The organism is Cellulosilyticum sp. I15G10I2 (assembly GCF_900095725.1).
Taxonomy (GTDB): Bacteria; Bacillota; Clostridia; order Lachnospirales; family Cellulosilyticaceae; genus FMMP01.
This window is the reverse complement of the sequence record NZ_FMMP01000006.1, coordinates 866772-884085: the sequence shown is the minus strand read 5'-3', so window position 1 is coordinate 884085 and position 17314 is coordinate 866772. Positions and strand designations below refer to the sequence as shown.

The window sequence follows — 17314 nt, the reverse complement described above, 5'->3', positions numbered from 1 at the left end:
AGTTTGGTACTATTGTATAAACGTATTTTGAGAGGAGAATGAATTCATGAGAGTATTAATGGTTTGTCCGGAAGAAACCTATACTATGTTAATGCATACAAAGATACCAAAAAGATGGGCATATGTGATTGAAATAGCTTCATATATAAAATCTCAAGGGTATGATGTCAAAGTAATGGATTGTTTGAATCCAAAGATATCTCACGGAGAAGTTTTTAATGAATTGGCTTCTAATGAATATGATGCTGTTATACTAACAGCAAGAATTGAAAGTGCTAGATCAATTTTAAAAATTAGTCCGATTATTAAACAGATCTCACCTAAGTCCAAAGTTATTGTTTACGGGGATATTTCAAATTATGCACCAAACTTTTTCAAATATGAAGGTGTTGATGCAGTTGTAGAAAATGGCGACTGGGAGTGTGCAATAATAGATTACTTAAAGTTTGTTGAAGGAGTAATTTCGGAAAAAGAAGTAGGTGGAGTTTCCTTCCGGTTAAATGGGACATGGCACCCGGCAAATAAGGGCAAAGAAGCCCCAAACAATTCCTGGAGCTTTCCAGAGTTTAAATCAGGGATTGCTGATAATGAGTTGTATTTATCAATAACAGGAGGGGAATTAACAATAAGTGTTTCAAGAGGTTGTCCTTTCAACTGCCATTTTTGTCCTGCTGTAATAACATTTAAAGAGCATGACAGAAGAAAAAAGCCTGAAGATGTTGTTTCATATATTAAAGAGCATAAGCATTTAGTTAATGATTTTAAATTGTTTTCGCCGACACTTACCCTTGATGTCGAATGGGTTAAAAAATTATGCAGATTATTGATTGATTCTAAATGTAATATTAGATGGTCGGCGACAACAAGACCCAATTGCTTAAAAGATGAAGAAATGGTTAGGCTTATGAGTGAAAGCGGTTGTCATAAGCTTGCTCTTGGAGTTGAGACTTTAGATGATGAATCTACAAAAAAACTAGGGAAGTTTTCTGATACCGATATTTTTACAGAAACAAAGAACGCTATTACGCTATTGAAAAAACACAATATTGAAGCAAAAACATTAATGATGTTAGGAATTGAAGGGCAGACTTCTGATAATATATACCAAACTTTTGAATTATTAAAAAGTTGGGGGGCGGATATTAGAGTAGCGTCTTATTCACCCAGAGGAATATTAAAGGATAAAGATAACGCAGGAGTATTAATAACTGATGATATTGAGACAATGGATAAGATGACTTATCAGCATATAGAGATACCAGGAGTATCTAGAAAACAATTTTTAGAACTTATTTATAATACAGAAAACTATAGAAATATATTACAAAGGGAAGGAGATAATTATGTATGCTATGGATAAAAAAATTGAAGTTGTTTTATGGGATATTGGAAATGTCTTATTAAAAACAATACATGAAAACCTACTTGAATTAATTTTTGAAAAGAGAAAGATAGAGATACTGAGGGAAAATTATAATAATGCTATTTCCAGCATACTTAACGAGTCTTTCTATGGAAGAATTTTGTTGGATGAAACGTGGACTAAGTTATTGGATGTAGTTCAAATAAAAAATGATGATGAAATAAAAGAAATTAAAAATTCTATTGCTGTGAATAGGAATGAGGAATTACTTACGTTTATAAAAAGTTTAGCGGAAAAAGGATATAAAATAGGTATAGTTTCAGATTTGAGCCAAATTGGTTTTAATACTGTAAATAATTATTACAGAGATTTTTTAGATTTATGTAAGCAAGATATGATATTTCTTTCAATACATTATAATTTGACAAAAGTTAAAGAAGGGCCTCAATGGTTTAAAGAAGTAACTGAAAAACTAAAAGTAGATTCAGATAAAATTCTATTTATAGACGATGATAAAAAAATCATTGAGGTTGCTAAAGAGCTTGGTATTAATGCAATACATTATTCAAAAGACAAATTCACAGATGATTGGTCTTCATCAAATAAAGACCTATTTAAGCAACTGAAACTTTATGACATAGGTTAATTTGTTAAGAACTCATAGCAGTTGATCTATGGACCTTAAGTACAAATTGAGGAGGATTTATGGCAAAAATAGGGTCATATAATACGAAGATGTTTGATGATAATACAATAACTGCCGAAGTTAAGCGATTAGAACAAATGTCTGAATATGATAAGGAAGATATAAAAAAGTTTTGCAAGGAATTCAATTTTGAGGGTATAAAAAGTTTACTTGATATTGGGTGTGGACCTGGGTTTGTTGCAGCTATGTTTTCTAAGCTTAACCCTAATGGATTAGTAATTGGTATTGATAGAGAGGAAAGGTTTATTAAAATTGCAAATGAATTAGCTAAGAATCAAGAAATAAGTAATTTAGAGTTTAAAGTTAGTGATTGCTATAAACTACCATTTGATGATGATACATTTGAATGTTCGTTTTCAAGATATGTACTGGAACATGTTAGTGAACCTATTGCTGTTATCAATGAAATGAAAAGGGTTACTAAACCTGAAGGCAAAATAGGTATTTTTGAGTGGGATGCTGGCTTAAATGTCTATTACCCTGAACCTAGGTTTTTAAGAAAATATTTCGATTCAGAAATGGAAATTAAGAGATCTACGGGTGGGGACATTTGTTTTGGGAGAAAAGCATACACTGCTCTTAGAAGTTGCGGTATAAAAGATATTACTGTCCAGCCTGTTAATGAAAGAGTGGCTGATCATAATCGGGAGTTTTTTATATCTAATCATAAATGGTTTGGTACTAGAGTACATCCCTTCGTTCAAATGGGTTTAATGAGTCAAGGTGAACTTGACACGTACTATAGTGATCTGGAAGAAATAGTAAGATCAGATGATTCATACATATCCTATCAAAAATTAATTATTGTTGGTAAAGTCGATAAATAAATTGTGTTTTGAGGTGGCTTCGTGTGAAAGGAAAGAATGTATATATTGATTATGCTGCTACTACACCTGTAAAACCAGAAGTATTTAAAGCCATGTTACCGTATTTTAATGTGAAATATGGTAACGCATCATCAATATATAGCTTGGGAAGGAATAGTAAGGATGCAATTTGCGAGTCAAGAGAAAAGGCTCTAATGCAATTGGGGCTCAACCAAAGAAGATTTATTTTACTGGCTCGGGAATAGAGTCTGATAACTGGGCTATTAAAGGTATAGCTTACGCAAACAGAAAAAAAGGAAACCATATAATAACATTGTAGAATTTAATTTAAGTTAGTATAAACATCGATTGAGCATCATACAGTCTTAAATTTAGAACAGGAAGGGTTTGATGTTTGCTACCTTCCTGTTGATAGTAGCGGGTTAATAAATCCAGAAAATATAAAAGAGGCTATTAAGCCAAATACAGTTTTAATTTCTGTTATGTTCGCAAATAATGAAATTGGAACTATACAACCTATAGCTAAGATTGGGAAGATAGCCAAAGAAAAAGGTGTATCTTTTCATACGGATGCTGTACGAGCTGAAGGGAGTGTTAAGATAAACGTTGAAGAAATGAATATTGATTTATTATCGTTGTCTGCTCATAAGTTATAAGGCCCCAAAGGAATTGGGGCCTTATATATAAAACAAGGGGCGAAAATCAATTCATTTATGGATGGAGGCGTACAGGAAAGAGGAAAAAGAGCAGGTACAGAAAATGTGTCAGCAATTGTAGGACTGGGAAAGGAAATAGAACTAGCTATTGGCGGTATGGAAGAACGAAATAAAAGAATAATACTTTTAAGAGATACAACAATTAATCAGATACTAAATAGAATACCATATGTAAAATTAAACGGAAATAGACATAAAAGACTCCCTGGTAATGCAAATTTCTCTTTTGTGTTTGTAGAAGGAGAGTCCCTGTTATTAATACTTGATATGAATGGTGGTGTAGCTTCAAGTGGTTCCGCATGTACATCAGGTTCACTTAATCCTTCACATGTATTGTTCTCAATAGGGTTTAGAACATGGGTTAGCACATGGATCGTTAAGATTGGTGTTTAGTGAATATAATACGCAAAGTGGTTTAAATACTTGCTAGATATACTACCTAATATTCTTATTTAGCTAGAGAGATGCCACCACTATATAAGAACGTGAAAAGAGGATGAAAAAATGTATAGTGAGAAGGTAATGGATCATTTCACAAATCCTAGAAATGTTGGCGAGATAGACAATTCAGATGCTATAGGTCAAGTAGGAAATATAAAGTGTGGAGATATTATGAAAATGTATCTGAGGATTTAAGGTGATATTATAGTAGATATTAAATTTAAAATATTTGGCTGTGGTGCTGCTGTAGCTACTAGTAGCATAGCGACTGAGCTTATAAAAGGTAAAACGATTGATGAAGCTCTTGCTGTAACAAACAAATTAGTGATAGAAGCATTAGATGGGCTTCCTTCGGAAAAAAATCCACTGCTCTGTATTAGCTGAAGAGTGTATAAAATCAGCATTAGTAGATTATGAAAACAAGAGAAGTATTCTTTAAAATAAAGAATCAAACAAAACGGTAGTTTGAATATATCAGGAGAGTGAGATTGTTAATAAGTTGGGAGATATGACATATTGCTTTAATATGGAAAGATTAGGATATTAACTAATTTAACTAATAGGCAACCTGAGAATAGCGTATTGTCATTTATATGGCAAGAATGTTGAAATGCAAAGAAAATAGCAAATTTCTGAGAGCGATTTACCATTATGATAAAATTAAAAAATATTGAGTATTAATTGCTTAAGGTGCTGCAATTAATTATTAGAACATAATATTAAGTATTTTTCAAAGTGGGGAAGAGGTTTAAACTATGAAAAATGATAGAAATTCATTTATTAAAAATAACATTTCAGATAATAAATTTGAAGTTTGCTTAGTTAATATGCCTTATGCAGAGATTATTGCGCCATCTTTAGCACTTAGTTCACTAAAGGTTGCACTAATTAACGAAGGTATATCAACAAAAGTATTATATCCAAATATATGGTTTGCTGAAGAAATTGGATTGGAGGATTATCAGCTTTTTTCATATGTAGGTAAAGGCGATGATATGTTGATATGGGATTGGACATTTTCAACCGTTGCCTTTCCTGAGATGAAAAGAAATGAGTTAGAATATCTAAAAAAAATTTTTAACTCGCTGAAAGTTTACGAACAGTATCCAGGAGAAATAAAAAAATTTATCAAAAGTTGTTTAAAGGTAAAAAGAGCTACCGAAAGTTTTGTTGAAAAAACTGCAAAATATATTATTTCAACTGGGGCCCCGATAATAGGTTGCACATCCACACTGAGGCAACATGTCTCATCGATTGCATTGCTGAGAAAGATTAAAGAGTTAGATCCAAGTAAGATAACAATGATAGGTGGGGCAAATTGTGCTACAGATATGGGGCAAGAAACTCATAGAAGTTTTGAGTGGATAGATTTTGTAATGTCTGGTGAAGGAGAAGGAATTATTGCCACGTTGTGCAAAAATGTGCTGAGAAATGGCAAAGATATAGATGTAGAACTACTTCCTCCTGGGGTTTGGGGGCCAAAGCATAGAGAAGGAAATAACTACAATAAAACAGGTAATACTTCTATCCAAAAGAATTATGCAGTATTTTATGATCTTGATAAACTTCCCATTCCAGATTTTTATGATTATTTCGAAACACTAAACCAATCTTCAATTAGAGAATGTGTTATCCCGGGAATAGTCCTTCAAACATCAAGAGGATGTTGGTGGGGTCAACTTCATCAATGTACCTTTTGTGGATTAAATGGCGTAAATATATGCTATAGAGTTAAATCGCCTGAAAGGGTGTTAAGAGAGCTTAGAACTCTTGAATCAATTTACAAAACAAATAGAATTGTTGTAGCAGATAATATTCTTGATATGAAATATTTTAATGATGTATTACCAAGGTTGGCCGAAGATAGCAAGGAAAGATGGATATTTTATGAAACTAAAGCAAACTTGAATTGTTCACAAGTACAAATGTTAAAAAAGTCTGGAGTTGAATGGATAGAACCAGGTATTGAAAGTCTCCATTCTAAACCACTTAAACTGATGAATAAAGGTGTTAAAGCTTGGCAAAATATACAATTGTTGAAATGGGCTAGGCAATATGGTGTACGTACATATTGGAATTTGATTTGGGGATTCCCAGGTGAAGACGATCAATGGTATTTGGAAATGTCTAGATATGTTTGTTTACTTGAACATTTTCATCCTCCTGCAAGGCTTATTGAATTGTTATATCATAGATATAGTATTTATTATAAAGAGCCTGAAAAATACGGAATCAAACTGATTCCACATCCTGCGTTAGCTTATATATATCCTTTATCGCAGGGACATTTAAAAAATCTTACATATTCATTCTTTGTTGAAGGGTGTAATCTTTATGAAAAGAACATTGATATAGAGACAGGAAGAATTGGAATATTAGAATTAAGAAGAGTTATTAAAGAATGGATTGAAGTATTTTGGGAGGATACAAAACCTATCTTAAGCATGAATGATAACGGTGATTTAATAGATATTGTTGACACTAGAAGATGCGCTATTGAGAGACATATCGTTTTAAAGGGATTGTCACGTTATATTTATTTGTTATGTGAGAAAGCTCCCAAAATAGAAAGTATATATTTACAAGTTAAGGAGAGTTTTAGTGACAATCTTGGAAACGAAGAGATTGCTGAATGCATTAATCACCTAAAGAAAAAAAGGCTTGCTATTGAAATTGATGGGCGTATAGTGTCTCTTGCTATTAAAGGTGAACCTTTAGATTTTCCAACGTGGGAACAGACACCTTTTGGAATAATAAAAGAGATTTCACATGTCTAAATTCCTTAAGACTCAAGAGGTGGCTATAAGACATAAAAGAATAACAGTTTCTTAAGAGCTGAGGAAGGTATTATTAAGATGCAGGTTTAATCTCTTTTGGTACTGAAATTAAAAAGTTGAGTTAGTATATCGTATATCTTTATACTAACTTATATTAAATTCTACAACATATGGTTAATTAAGATAATTATTTTATTTGATTTTATACATTGAACAAACATGTCGAAAGGATGTGATATTTGTGTGAAAATAATAATTGCTAAAATTCACATTAAAAAGGTAACAAGTAAAATCGATTGTGTGAAAACAGTATAACCAGTCTACGATCTATTATCATTGTGTTTGGTATCTTGAATATTAAATGAATAGGGGCGGTTAGAATGCAAGATATAAATAATTCACCTAAAGTTATATTTATGTTTGTTACAACAGAATGTAATTTGAAATGTATTCAATGTGACTATCATAAACCAAGTCTAACTAATAAAAAAAGGCTTACTCCTAAGCAAAAAATAGATATTATTAATCAAGTTAAGGAATGGGACACTAGTATTAGATTTAGTTTTACGGGGGGAGAGCCTTTTGTAAGAAAGGAAACTGTATATGCGTTGCTTTATGAGTGTAGTCAAAATGGGATTCAAAGTACGTTAACTACAAATGGTACTTTAGTAACAGATGATGATATTGAAAAGATTCTAAAAACTGGATTAAATTCTATGGTCATATCTTTAGATAGCCATGACCCAGAGATACATAATAAAATAAGGGGAACTGAGGAGGCTTTTAATAAAACTGTTGATTTTGCAAAAAAATTGATAAGTAGGAAAAAGACTGTAACTAGTAATTTATTAGTATATGTTAGTACAATATTGGGTAATCACAATTTAGAGAATATACAGGAGACAATAGAATTTTTTGAAGAGCTAGGGTTTGATGGAATTGTTTTTGAGGCGATACAGCCCAATTATTCAATAAATACCACTGAATATAAGATAGATTGGTCAGAAGGGAATGAATTATATCCAAAGGAGCATCAGTATATTAATGGAATAAATAAACTAGTTGAACTCAAACATTTAGGCAAAAAAATTTTACAAACAGAAGAGCAACTTAATGACATAATACACTATTTTAAAAATCCGAATTTCATAGCTGATAAAAAGTGTCAAGCAATGAATACAACGATAATTATTGATGATTTTGGTGAAGTAAGTTTTTGCTTTGGAATGGAAAGATTGGGGTATAAGTCTTTAGGAAATGTTAAAAAGCAGAAATTGCGGGATATTTGGAAGGAAAGTTTCCCTATACGTTTAAGTGCACAACATTGCAATTTTGGTTGTGGGATTAAAAACAGTCATTATAAACAAGACTAATTGCAATGTTTTAATAGTGTTTAATACTATGAGTAGCTAATTAACTGAAGGATTTTTAATCGGTAAATTAAATATGCGTAGTTATTATTTTTAAAGCGATATATTTTGGTATAACTAAAAAGGAGGATAAAGATGAATATTGAACATTTAGATTTTCATATTACCAATAAATGTAATATGCTATGTAAGCATTGTTTGTTTTCTTCTGGAGAAAAAGATATGGAGGAATTAACCTATAATGAAATAAAGCAGGTTCTTATTGATTTTGCAGATATTTCAAATAGCAAAGGATCAGTGAATTTGTTTGGAGGAGAGCCATTACTTAGAAAGGATATATTTGAAATAATAAAATTATCAGATGAACTAGGATTGAATGTAGGTATTACTACAAATGCTAATTTTGAAGAAAGCACTATTGAAAAGCTTAAAGAGTTTAAAAATCTGCTTGTTAAGGTTGATTTAGACGGTGGAAATGCAAAAACACACGACTGGCTTAGAAACAAAAAAGGACATTTTGATAATATAATTAAAATAATAAAAAATTATAAGAAGTCAGATTTAAAGGTTAATGTCACTACAGTATTACATAAAAAAAATGTTAATGAAATTGAAATTATACTTAATTTGTGTAATGAACTAAATATAAATGCTATCATGTTCTTTTATTTTACTCCTCTAGGACGAGGAAATGAAATAAAAGAAATACAATTGGAAGCTGATGAGTGGATTGCAGCTAGAGATCGTGTAATATATTGGATTAGACATTATAAGCCGAGCTTTAATATAATATGGGAAAATTCATTCTATACCCAATCTGAATCTGATAATTATAAAGACTATAAGATATGTAATAAATTATTAAGCTCAATTAATATAATGAGTAATGGAAATGTTCATTACTGTGGTTTGTTAGGTAGTGTTAATGCTCTCCCACTTGGGAATATAAGAAAAGATAGTTTAAAGACTATTATAGAAAGTTCTAAATTTAAAAACTATAAAAAATTTAATGGATGTCCTGCTTTAGCTATACAAGATAAAAATATTAAGAAAAATGAACAATTAAAAGATCCAAGAAAAACAACTAACAATATATTTCAGTCATGTTCATATATTTGTAAATTGTTAAATGAATATGAAGTTGAGAAACTTACAGACACTAAAGTATTAATGTGATAAATTGCCGAAACCTTCTGTACTCTGACATATGCATGATGGAACTGATATAAATGAGTTCAGAGTTTCGCAGTGAAAAAAAGGTTCCAATGTATTTTTCAGAATTATGATTTGCATTTATACTTGCAAAAAAATGGCTAAAAGGTCATTGAGAGTTTAGGACAAGCTTTAAAAAACGAGTCAATCATATATACACACTTTAGCAATTATTTAATTGTAAGATGTGGGGATGCCATAATGGTATCCCTTCATTTGAATTATTTCATATGTGGGTGCAAAGAAGTTTAGATTTTGATTTGCATTACACTGAATAATTAAATATTAATAAAAACAATGAGAATTATATGGAGGAAGAAAGATGAAATTTCGGAAGTTTGGGAAACTAGATTGGGAAACTTCTGCATTGGGGTTTGGTTGCATGCGTTTACCTACTACTGATGGAAATTATGTGAGCGAGAACATAATCGAAGACGAATCAATAAAAATGATACGCTATGCCATAGAACAGGGTGTAAACTACATAGATACGGCATATTTCTATCATAACGGTAAAAGTGAAGTTGTCCTAGGCAAGGCTTTAAAAGACGGATACCGGGAGAAAGTCAAATTGGCTACAAAGTCTCCAACTTGGTTTATAAATAAGGCAGAGGATTTTGATAAGTATCTCGATGAACAACTGAAAAAGCTTCAGACAGACTATATTGATTTTTACCTTCTTCATAGCCTAGATAAGCAAAAATGGGAGAATGTTGTACTTAAATTTAATTTATTTAAAAGAATAGAAGCTGCTCTTAATGACGGCAGGATAAAGAATATAGGGTTTTCATTTCATGATACTTACGAGGTTTTTAAGCAAATAGTTGACGGGTATAACGGATGGGACTTTTGCCAAATCCAGTATAACTATGTGGATACGGAAAATCAGGCAGGGACAAAGGGTTTAAAGTATGCAGCGGAAAAAGGGCTGGCAGTTGTCGTAATGGAGCCTTTGCTTGGAGGTAAATTGGTAAACCCACCAAAGGCTGTTTTAGAGCTCTTTAATGGATTTAATAGAAAACGTCCACCTGTGGAATGGGCTTTGCAGTGGGTATGGAACCAACCGGAAGTATCTCTATTGCTTAGTGGGATGAGTAACATGAAACAGGTTGAAGAAAATATTCGCTTAGCAGAAATATCAGGTATAAATTCTTTGGGAGGAGAAGAGTTACATTTCATTAAGGGTGTTAAAGCGAAATACACCGAAAGGATAGCAGTCCCATGTACAAAATGTGGTTATTGCATGCCATGTCCGAATGCGGTTAATATACCAATAGTATTTGAATTGTATAATGATGGATTTATACATGAAGATGTCATGACCTCCCGTTCGCTTTATTCACGTTTTTTGTCTGATGGTGAAAGGGCCAGTGCATGTATCAAATGTAGGGTTTGTGAAAAAAAATGTCCACAGAAAATATCTATTGGTGACTGGATGACAAAAGTACGAGAAGTCTTAGAAGCGGGGAAGGGTTATTGAATTTAGTAGGCTAAAGAACTGTGGAATCTGTACCATTTACAGATAGCTCTCACTATTTATCCTGTCTCAAATACTCCAAAAGCAAAAGGAAAAAATAAGAACAGATGTAGCCAATGTTATTGGTATATATCCATACTGCTCAATTATTACTGGTGGATATTTTTCTTCCTTCCAGAGTAACATATTCACTGAATATTATTCTATCCGGAAGATGGATATTGCCTGCAGCTTTAAGTAGTGCAGGTAGTATGGTGGTATGAAAGGGGATGTTGTCTTTTCCATGAATATAATAATGTGTAGAGGTGTGACTCCAGAAATCATCCCATTTTTACTTGTAGACAGATAGCCGAGTGTTGCTTCGGCCCAAACATATATTTTCTTTCCTTCAAAACCTGACAAAGGAATATCAATACCCTATTCAAGGTCTCTTGTCAAGGCTCTGTCTTTAAGACCTTCTAAAATACTATAAATGACCCATGTGACTAAATAGTGAACTTTAATCTGAAACAAGTCAGAAAGATTAAAGTCATTGTATTCAATCTAGAGTGAGAATACACATAGTTATTAAACTTCTACTTAATATCCAAATGTTCACTTGATAATTATATTTTTTGGGGTCTTTATATCTGAGGTAGCAAAACACGATATAACTATTGTTTATGTTTTAATACATAATTGTTATGTTATCTAAGGGAAATAAATTATGTGTTGGAGGAGTTTTAAAAACTCAAGTAAAATAGTAAAAAGTTTGTAACTTATTGCATTAAAATGTTTTTTTATGACAAACAAAAAACAGCGATTTGAGTAATGATACCTACGAGTTGCACCGCGAAACCTACGAGTTGCACCACGAAACCTACGAGTTGCACCACGAAACCTACGAGTTACGCGCATATTGTAGGAATTATATGGAATAAAAGTTAAAATAAAATCAGAGGTGGCAAAATATGTGCGATATTTCGGTTTATAAAATCGGACAAGTAGTTGGCTCATATGTGGCAAATAAAGTTTCAAGAATTGAACAAGCCGAATATCTGGCTTATGGGGCTGAAATTCTAATAGGAAGTATCTTGAAATTGGGTATTCTTTTTTTCATCGCAGTTATGATGAAAGTTGTCCTTGAAGTCACAGTCTTACTTATGGTAACCGGCATAGTTCGTACTTTATCAGGTGGAGCTCATTGTTCCGCATATTATAGGTGTTTGGTAACAAGTGTGTTAATACTTACTATGTTGGGTTATACGATTAAGATTACTTATCCTTTTTTTAGTATATCACCGATAAGTGTTTTAATTGGTATTGCAGTATTATCCGTTTATTTATACTGGCGCTATGCACCACAAGCACCGCTTAATAAACCTTTTAATAGCAAAACAAAAAAATTAATCTTCCGATGGTACTCGTTATTTGCAGTAGTGGGGTTTACTATTACCTCAATTATATTAGGAACAAATAGCTTGATTGCTTGGACAATAATATTTGCGCTATTGTGGCAGGCTTTTACTTTAACACCAGTGGGCCATAGCTTTATTAGAGTATTGGACATTTTACTTACTCCTAATAAGAAAGGAGGTGAGGCTGAATGTTAAAGTTAATAACAAAATCAATATTTCAAGGACTAGCTGCAGTATTTGTTGTGGTTGCTATGACGAATATTGGAACAACCAGCTTATTTATGATGTACCAGCCGGAACCACCAAATAAGTTTTGAAAGTCTAATAAAACTAGATATTCTTTTACTAACCCAATATCTAGGTATGATATTATGTATCATAATGGTAAAAGGTGGAAAGAATATACGTTGATCTTCACATTTTCCTATCTGGGTGACCTTTTTGAAAGAAAGTTACAGAAAGTAAAAATTAAATTTGGAGATTTAAATGATTAAATGACATTTAGTCGATAATTAGGTTGATGATTTCTAGAAAAATAATAGAATAATTTGCGTTAAATGCAAACCTGTCGAAAGACGGGAACGCAAAGCTATAGGGATTAAGGTGTTTACCGGTACTATGATAGCCAGGTTGCTGAAGGACAAATGCGTAAATTTTACCTATCCGTTTCTTAGCGACAGTTTTTTTCTAGAATAGGCTTACCATTGTGACGCATAACAGAATTGGTTTCTTTACCATACTTGTATTTGTAATACGCTAAGAGAAGAATATAATCAACCTTTTCAAAGTAAAGAACCTCAGGGAGTTTATCAATTTTGAATTTTTGGTAGTGAGGTCTATGAGAATCATCAAAAGCCATTTGCTTAAGAGGAACATATTTGGCGATAAGTAAAAGAAGTTGAGAAATAATTTTTAAAAGATAGTGATTTTGTATAAGTAAATAAGTTGCAATTGAGTCAATGCGATATCCTTTCTAAGTTTAATTGTTTGGCCAGAGATTCAATTATAACTTAAAAGACGGGATATCGCTATTTTATTTTTTAAAATAGTATACTCCTCTGATATATATAGGATTTAAAAGTAAAAGAGTAGTGTTAAGATTGACACTACCCCAAAACTAAAAGGAGTTAAAATAAAAATTTACTCTAGAAAGTAATGTTTTGCAACTTATACCAAAATAGATACATTATGGAAAATAGTTATAAGCTAAGTGTAGAAGAAGTGAGAAAAGATATAGAAATGGTAAATAGAGGTATTTATCTAGATAGTGCTGCTACTTCACTTACACCTAAGCCAGTGTTAGAAGAAATGTTAAAGTATTATATGAATTATAATGCTAACATTGAAAAGAGGGGATATAGCATTGCTGAATATTCTAACAATGTGTGGCATTATGCACATGCTGAAATTGAAAAAATATTGTTATGCTGTTCCGAAAAAGAGCTGATATCTACTAGAAATATGACATAAGACATGAATATAGTAGCAAATTACTTAATGAACTATGAAAACTTAGAAGGTAAAAATATAATTATAAGTGCTATCGAACTTCATTCAAATATGTTACCATGGATTTGTTTAGCTAAAAGAAGAGGAGTAGAAATTAGGATTGTTGATACTGAGAATACGCCTACTGATCCAAATAAAATAGAAACACTTATTGATAGGAATACAGTACTTGTGGCTATACAGCATACTTCAAATATAACTGGAATAAAACAAGATGTATATACATTAAGTCAAATCTGTAGAGAGAAGAAAGTATATATTGCAATTGATGGTGCTCAAGCTGTAGGACATCAGTTTATTGATGTAAAGAACATGAGATGTGATTTCTATGTCTTCTCTGGACATAAGAGGCCTATGGGCCCAACAGGAACTAGAGAATATATATTAGAGAAGAACTAATTGAGAATAGACTAACTGAGTTTAGTGAAAGCCTTTTAGAGAAGGGGGAATTAGGAAGTGAGAAGTATACAATGTCAGTAAATTATGTAGAAGCTTCTTTTGAACCTATGATGATTGGAGGAGGAAGTAATATTGATGTTAATTTCAATAATTATATATTAACTGAATCGCCTTTAAGATATCATGCTGGACCCCTGATATTGCAGGAGAGATAGGTTTAGTAGGGCTACTATATATATGGGTGAACAAATAGGTTTTGAGAGAATTAAGGAAAGAGAAAAAATGTTAACTGATAAAATGATAAAAGGTTTGTTAACAATAAAGAACATAGAAATTTAAGGTTCTGATAATATAGCCTATAAAGCTGGTTTGGTACATCTAACATTAAGGTGAAAATATCATATGAGGTTGCTAGGAAATTGGATGGATTTAAAATTTATGTTCGTTCAGGTGTGTATTGTGTAATGCACTAGCATAAAAAGAAATGTTTAATGGATTCTATAGGAACAGTGCGTGCATCAGTACATTTTTATAATACTGAAGAAGAGATAGATAAATAAATTTTTAGAGGTAGTAGAAATGATATCAGGTTTAAAATGTAAATAATAGGAGATAATACAAAATGGATTTATTTTTTCATGTTATGTTTACGTTATTAAAGATTAGGGATAAGGTTACACCAGTTGATGATAGAACGAAGCAATTTGGCATAAATCTTGATCAGACTGTAGTTGATTATGGCTGTGGTGTAGGAAGTTATAGTGTAGCATTATCTAAATTAGTAGGAAAAAATAGAAAGGTTTATGAATTAGATATACATCCATTAGCTATTCAAGCAACAAGAAAAAGTAAATAAACTTAAATTAAACAATGTAGAGATAATTCAGGCTACAGATGAACTTCATTCTGGAACTACTAAAGCAGATATTGCAGACGTGGTATTAGTTCTAGATGTTTTTCATATGATTAATAATAAGGAATCATTTTTATTATAAGTATGTCGCTTGATTAAAAAAATGGCTATATGTTGATTGAAGTAGAGCATATGAGTTAAACTGAAATACAACAAGAAGTAGAAAAAACGGGTATATGGAGATTTGATAGTAAAATTGATAAGCACATGAAGTTTATAGCAGAAAATAATAATTTAATTTTATTCAATTAAATGGATACAAAATATACTATAAAAATACATTATTAAAAGGGAGCTATATAAGACTATGATTAAAAAGATATTTATTGGTGGTGCATGGCCATATGCAAATTATTCCTTACATGTAGGACATTTAGCAGCATTATTACCAGGTGATATATTAGCACGTTATTTTAGACTAAATGGAGATATAGTAATTTATGTATCAGGGACAGACTCTCACGGCACACCAATTACTGAGCGAGCAAAGAGAGAGAATGTAGAACCCTATGAAATTGCTAAAAAATATCATGATGAATTTGTAGAATGCTTCAACAAACTCAAATTTACCTATAATTTATATACAGCAACATTTACAGACTATCATAAGAAAAATGTACAAGATATGTTAGTACAAATATACAATAATGGATATTTATACAGTCAAGTAGATGAACAAGATTATTGTGAAACATGTGGTAAGTTCCTTGCAGATAGAGAGTTAGGGGGCATATGTCCTATTTGTGGTAATGAGGCAAAAGGAGATCAATGTGATGCTTGTTTAACTAGTTTTGAGGCAAAGGGTTTAAAAGAGAAAAAATGTCTGTCATGTAGTAATAAGACTGTTTTAAAACCAAATAAACACATGGTATTTGCTCTATCCACCTTTCAAGATAAAATTCATAACCTATTGGATAAGAATGGTGAAAATTGGAGACTAAATGCCATTAATGAGACAAGGAAATACCTTGAAATGGGATTACAAGATAGAGTAGCAACAAGGGACTTATTATGGGGAATAGATGTACCATTTGAGGGATATGATGATAAAAAAATCTACGTCTGGTTTGAAGCGGTTTTAGGATATATAACTACAGGTAAGTGTGTAGCTGAAAAGAATAATATAGATTTTAATGATTTTATGAGCGATTCTCAGGAATTAGAATCTTACTATGTACATGGTAAAGATAATATTCCCTTCCACACAGTAATCTTCCCAGCTTTACTAAGTGCTCTAAATACTAATATTCAATTGCCAAAGCATATTATTTCATGTGAATATGTTAATATGAATGAAGAAAAAATGTCAAAAAGTAAAGGGAATCTAATTACTGCTAAGGGGCTTATTGAGGAGTTTAGTGCAGACACGATTAGATTTTATATTATTGCTAATAATCCTGAACGTAAAGATGTTAACTTTTCTAGTGAAGAAATGATTTCAATGCATAATAAATTTTTAGTAGGTGGATTTGGAAATTTTGTTAATCGCAATATTTCATTTCTAAAGAAGAAATTCGATGGGATTGTACCTAAAGGAATTATTAATCAAACAGTCATTAATGAAACTGTAGAAATGTATAATACGATAGGTGCGAAGATACAGAAGGGTGAGTTTAGATTTGTAGTTGAAGAAATGATTAAGTACATTCAGTTTGCGAATAGATATTATGATGAATGTAAACCATGGATTCAAGTAAAAGAGTCTATCTCAGATTTTAATAATACTACAGTTACTTGCCTTTATATAATGGCTAACATGACTAACTTATTTGCACCTGTAATTCCAGATGGAGCACAACAACTTAAAAATATCTTAAGTATTAGTGAAAGTAGTTGGGCACCAATAAATATTCCAGATAATCTAGTTATTAGTGATTGCACTATTCTATATGATAAAATTGAAATAAAATGATTGTTTAAAAATATGGATAAGTAATTAGCTAAGTATTTACACTCCCCACTCCTATAAAAATAAGATGTATAAATGAGTCTTTACAAATAAATACCGCTTTATTTACTTAACTTTGTTAACACTTCTTTCTGTCAATCCATTATTAAATTTGTAATCCACCCCATTTTTCACGGCAGTAATATCATTTTTTAGTCCGCTACCTAGGAATTGATTTCATGTATTTCAAGAGCTTCTGTTGACTTTATCCATTGGTCAAGTTATTGCTTTTTGAAAAAACAATTCGGTGGTAGTCTTT

At 31.5% G+C, this 17314-nt stretch carries 15 protein-coding genes, 3 pseudogenes and 1 riboswitch; of the genes and pseudogenes, 17 read left to right on the top strand and 1 reads right to left on the bottom strand.

The window, feature by feature from the left end; all coding sequences use genetic code 11:
* Positions 1-46 precede the first annotated feature (46 nt).
* From BN3326_RS04370 to BN3326_RS04330, 11 genes and pseudogenes are all read left to right on the top strand, one after another.
* Positions 47-1360, top strand: coding sequence for a B12-binding domain-containing radical SAM protein (locus tag BN3326_RS04370; RefSeq protein ID WP_069997874.1), 1314 nt, complete (start codon positions 47-49; stop codon positions 1358-1360).
* Positions 1353-2009 (top strand): HAD hydrolase-like protein, encoded by a 657-nt coding sequence (locus BN3326_RS04365; RefSeq protein WP_207646306.1) that lies wholly within the window; start codon positions 1353-1355, stop codon positions 2007-2009. Before BN3326_RS04370 ends, BN3326_RS04365 begins: the two co-directional genes overlap by 8 nt.
* Before the next feature lie 59 nt (positions 2010-2068).
* Positions 2069-2896, top strand: coding sequence for a methyltransferase domain-containing protein (locus tag BN3326_RS04360; protein WP_069997872.1), 828 nt, complete (start codon positions 2069-2071; stop codon positions 2894-2896).
* A 23-nt stretch (positions 2897-2919) separates the two neighbouring features.
* Complete coding sequence (locus tag BN3326_RS22855; RefSeq protein ID WP_442857195.1) at positions 2920-3141, top strand: aminotransferase class V-fold PLP-dependent enzyme; 222 nt, start codon at positions 2920-2922, stop codon at positions 3139-3141.
* 102 nt (positions 3142-3243) lie between these two features.
* Positions 3244-3552 (top strand): aminotransferase class V-fold PLP-dependent enzyme, encoded by a 309-nt coding sequence (locus BN3326_RS22850; RefSeq protein ID WP_442857199.1) that lies wholly within the window; start codon positions 3244-3246, stop codon positions 3550-3552.
* Positions 3553-3609: 57 nt separating this feature from the next.
* Positions 3610-4005 carry an aminotransferase class V-fold PLP-dependent enzyme gene (locus tag BN3326_RS22570; RefSeq protein ID WP_304441246.1) on the top strand — a complete coding sequence of 132 codons (396 nt, stop codon included), beginning with the start codon at positions 3610-3612 and terminating at the stop codon, positions 4003-4005.
* A 111-nt stretch (positions 4006-4116) separates the two neighbouring features.
* Positions 4117-4492, top strand: a pseudogene (nifU, locus tag BN3326_RS04350) (Fe-S cluster assembly scaffold protein NifU).
* A gap of 316 nt (positions 4493-4808) precedes the next feature.
* Entirely contained in the window at positions 4809-6830 is a 2022-nt protein-coding gene (locus BN3326_RS04345) for a RiPP maturation radical SAM C-methyltransferase (protein WP_069997871.1), read from the top strand.
* 380 nt (positions 6831-7210) lie between these two features.
* Positions 7211-8203 carry a radical SAM/SPASM domain-containing protein gene (locus BN3326_RS04340; RefSeq protein WP_069997870.1) on the top strand — a complete coding sequence of 331 codons (993 nt, stop codon included), beginning with the start codon at positions 7211-7213 and terminating at the stop codon, positions 8201-8203.
* A gap of 132 nt (positions 8204-8335) precedes the next feature.
* Positions 8336-9376: a radical SAM protein gene (locus tag BN3326_RS04335; RefSeq protein ID WP_069997869.1), complete on the top strand. Its 1041-nt coding sequence runs from the start codon at positions 8336-8338 to the stop codon at positions 9374-9376.
* A gap of 358 nt (positions 9377-9734) precedes the next feature.
* Positions 9735-10892, top strand: a complete 1158-nt coding sequence (locus BN3326_RS04330) for an aldo/keto reductase (RefSeq protein WP_069997868.1) — start codon at positions 9735-9737, stop codon at positions 10890-10892.
* A 139-nt stretch (positions 10893-11031) separates the two neighbouring features.
* Here the strand turns inward: BN3326_RS04330 and BN3326_RS22745 are convergent.
* A pseudogene (locus BN3326_RS22745) lies at positions 11032-11297 on the bottom strand (class I tRNA ligase family protein).
* A 542-nt stretch (positions 11298-11839) separates the two neighbouring features.
* Here BN3326_RS22745 and BN3326_RS04325 point away from each other — a divergent pair.
* The 6 genes and pseudogenes from BN3326_RS04325 (at position 11840) to metG (ending at position 17019) form a co-directional block, all read left to right on the top strand.
* The gene (locus BN3326_RS04325; protein WP_069997867.1) at positions 11840-12481 is read left to right on the top strand and encodes an accessory gene regulator ArgB-like protein; all 642 of its coding nucleotides are present in this window, start codon (positions 11840-11842) and stop codon (positions 12479-12481) included.
* The gene (locus tag BN3326_RS21135; RefSeq protein ID WP_074463580.1) at positions 12475-12603 is read left to right on the top strand and encodes a cyclic lactone autoinducer peptide; all 129 of its coding nucleotides are present in this window, start codon (positions 12475-12477) and stop codon (positions 12601-12603) included. Before BN3326_RS04325 ends, BN3326_RS21135 begins: the two co-directional genes overlap by 7 nt.
* A 231-nt stretch (positions 12604-12834) precedes the next feature.
* Positions 12835-12924: riboswitch (cyclic di-GMP riboswitch) on the top strand.
* A gap of 517 nt (positions 12925-13441) precedes the next feature.
* Positions 13442-14194 (top strand): annotated as a pseudogene (locus BN3326_RS04315) (aminotransferase class V-fold PLP-dependent enzyme).
* Positions 14195-14265: 71 nt separating this feature from the next.
* A complete protein-coding gene (locus BN3326_RS22190) occupies positions 14266-14409 on the top strand; it encodes a cysteine desulfurase (RefSeq protein WP_141722842.1) in 144 nt (47 codons plus the stop codon).
* Between the two features lie 407 nt (positions 14410-14816).
* Positions 14817-15050 carry a 50S ribosomal protein L11 methyltransferase gene (locus BN3326_RS04310; RefSeq protein WP_069997864.1) on the top strand — a complete coding sequence of 78 codons (234 nt, stop codon included), beginning with the start codon at positions 14817-14819 and terminating at the stop codon, positions 15048-15050.
* Between the two features lie 364 nt (positions 15051-15414).
* Positions 15415-17019, top strand: coding sequence for a methionine--tRNA ligase (gene metG, locus BN3326_RS04305; protein WP_069997863.1), 1605 nt, complete (start codon positions 15415-15417; stop codon positions 17017-17019).
* Positions 17020-17314 lie beyond the last annotated feature (295 nt).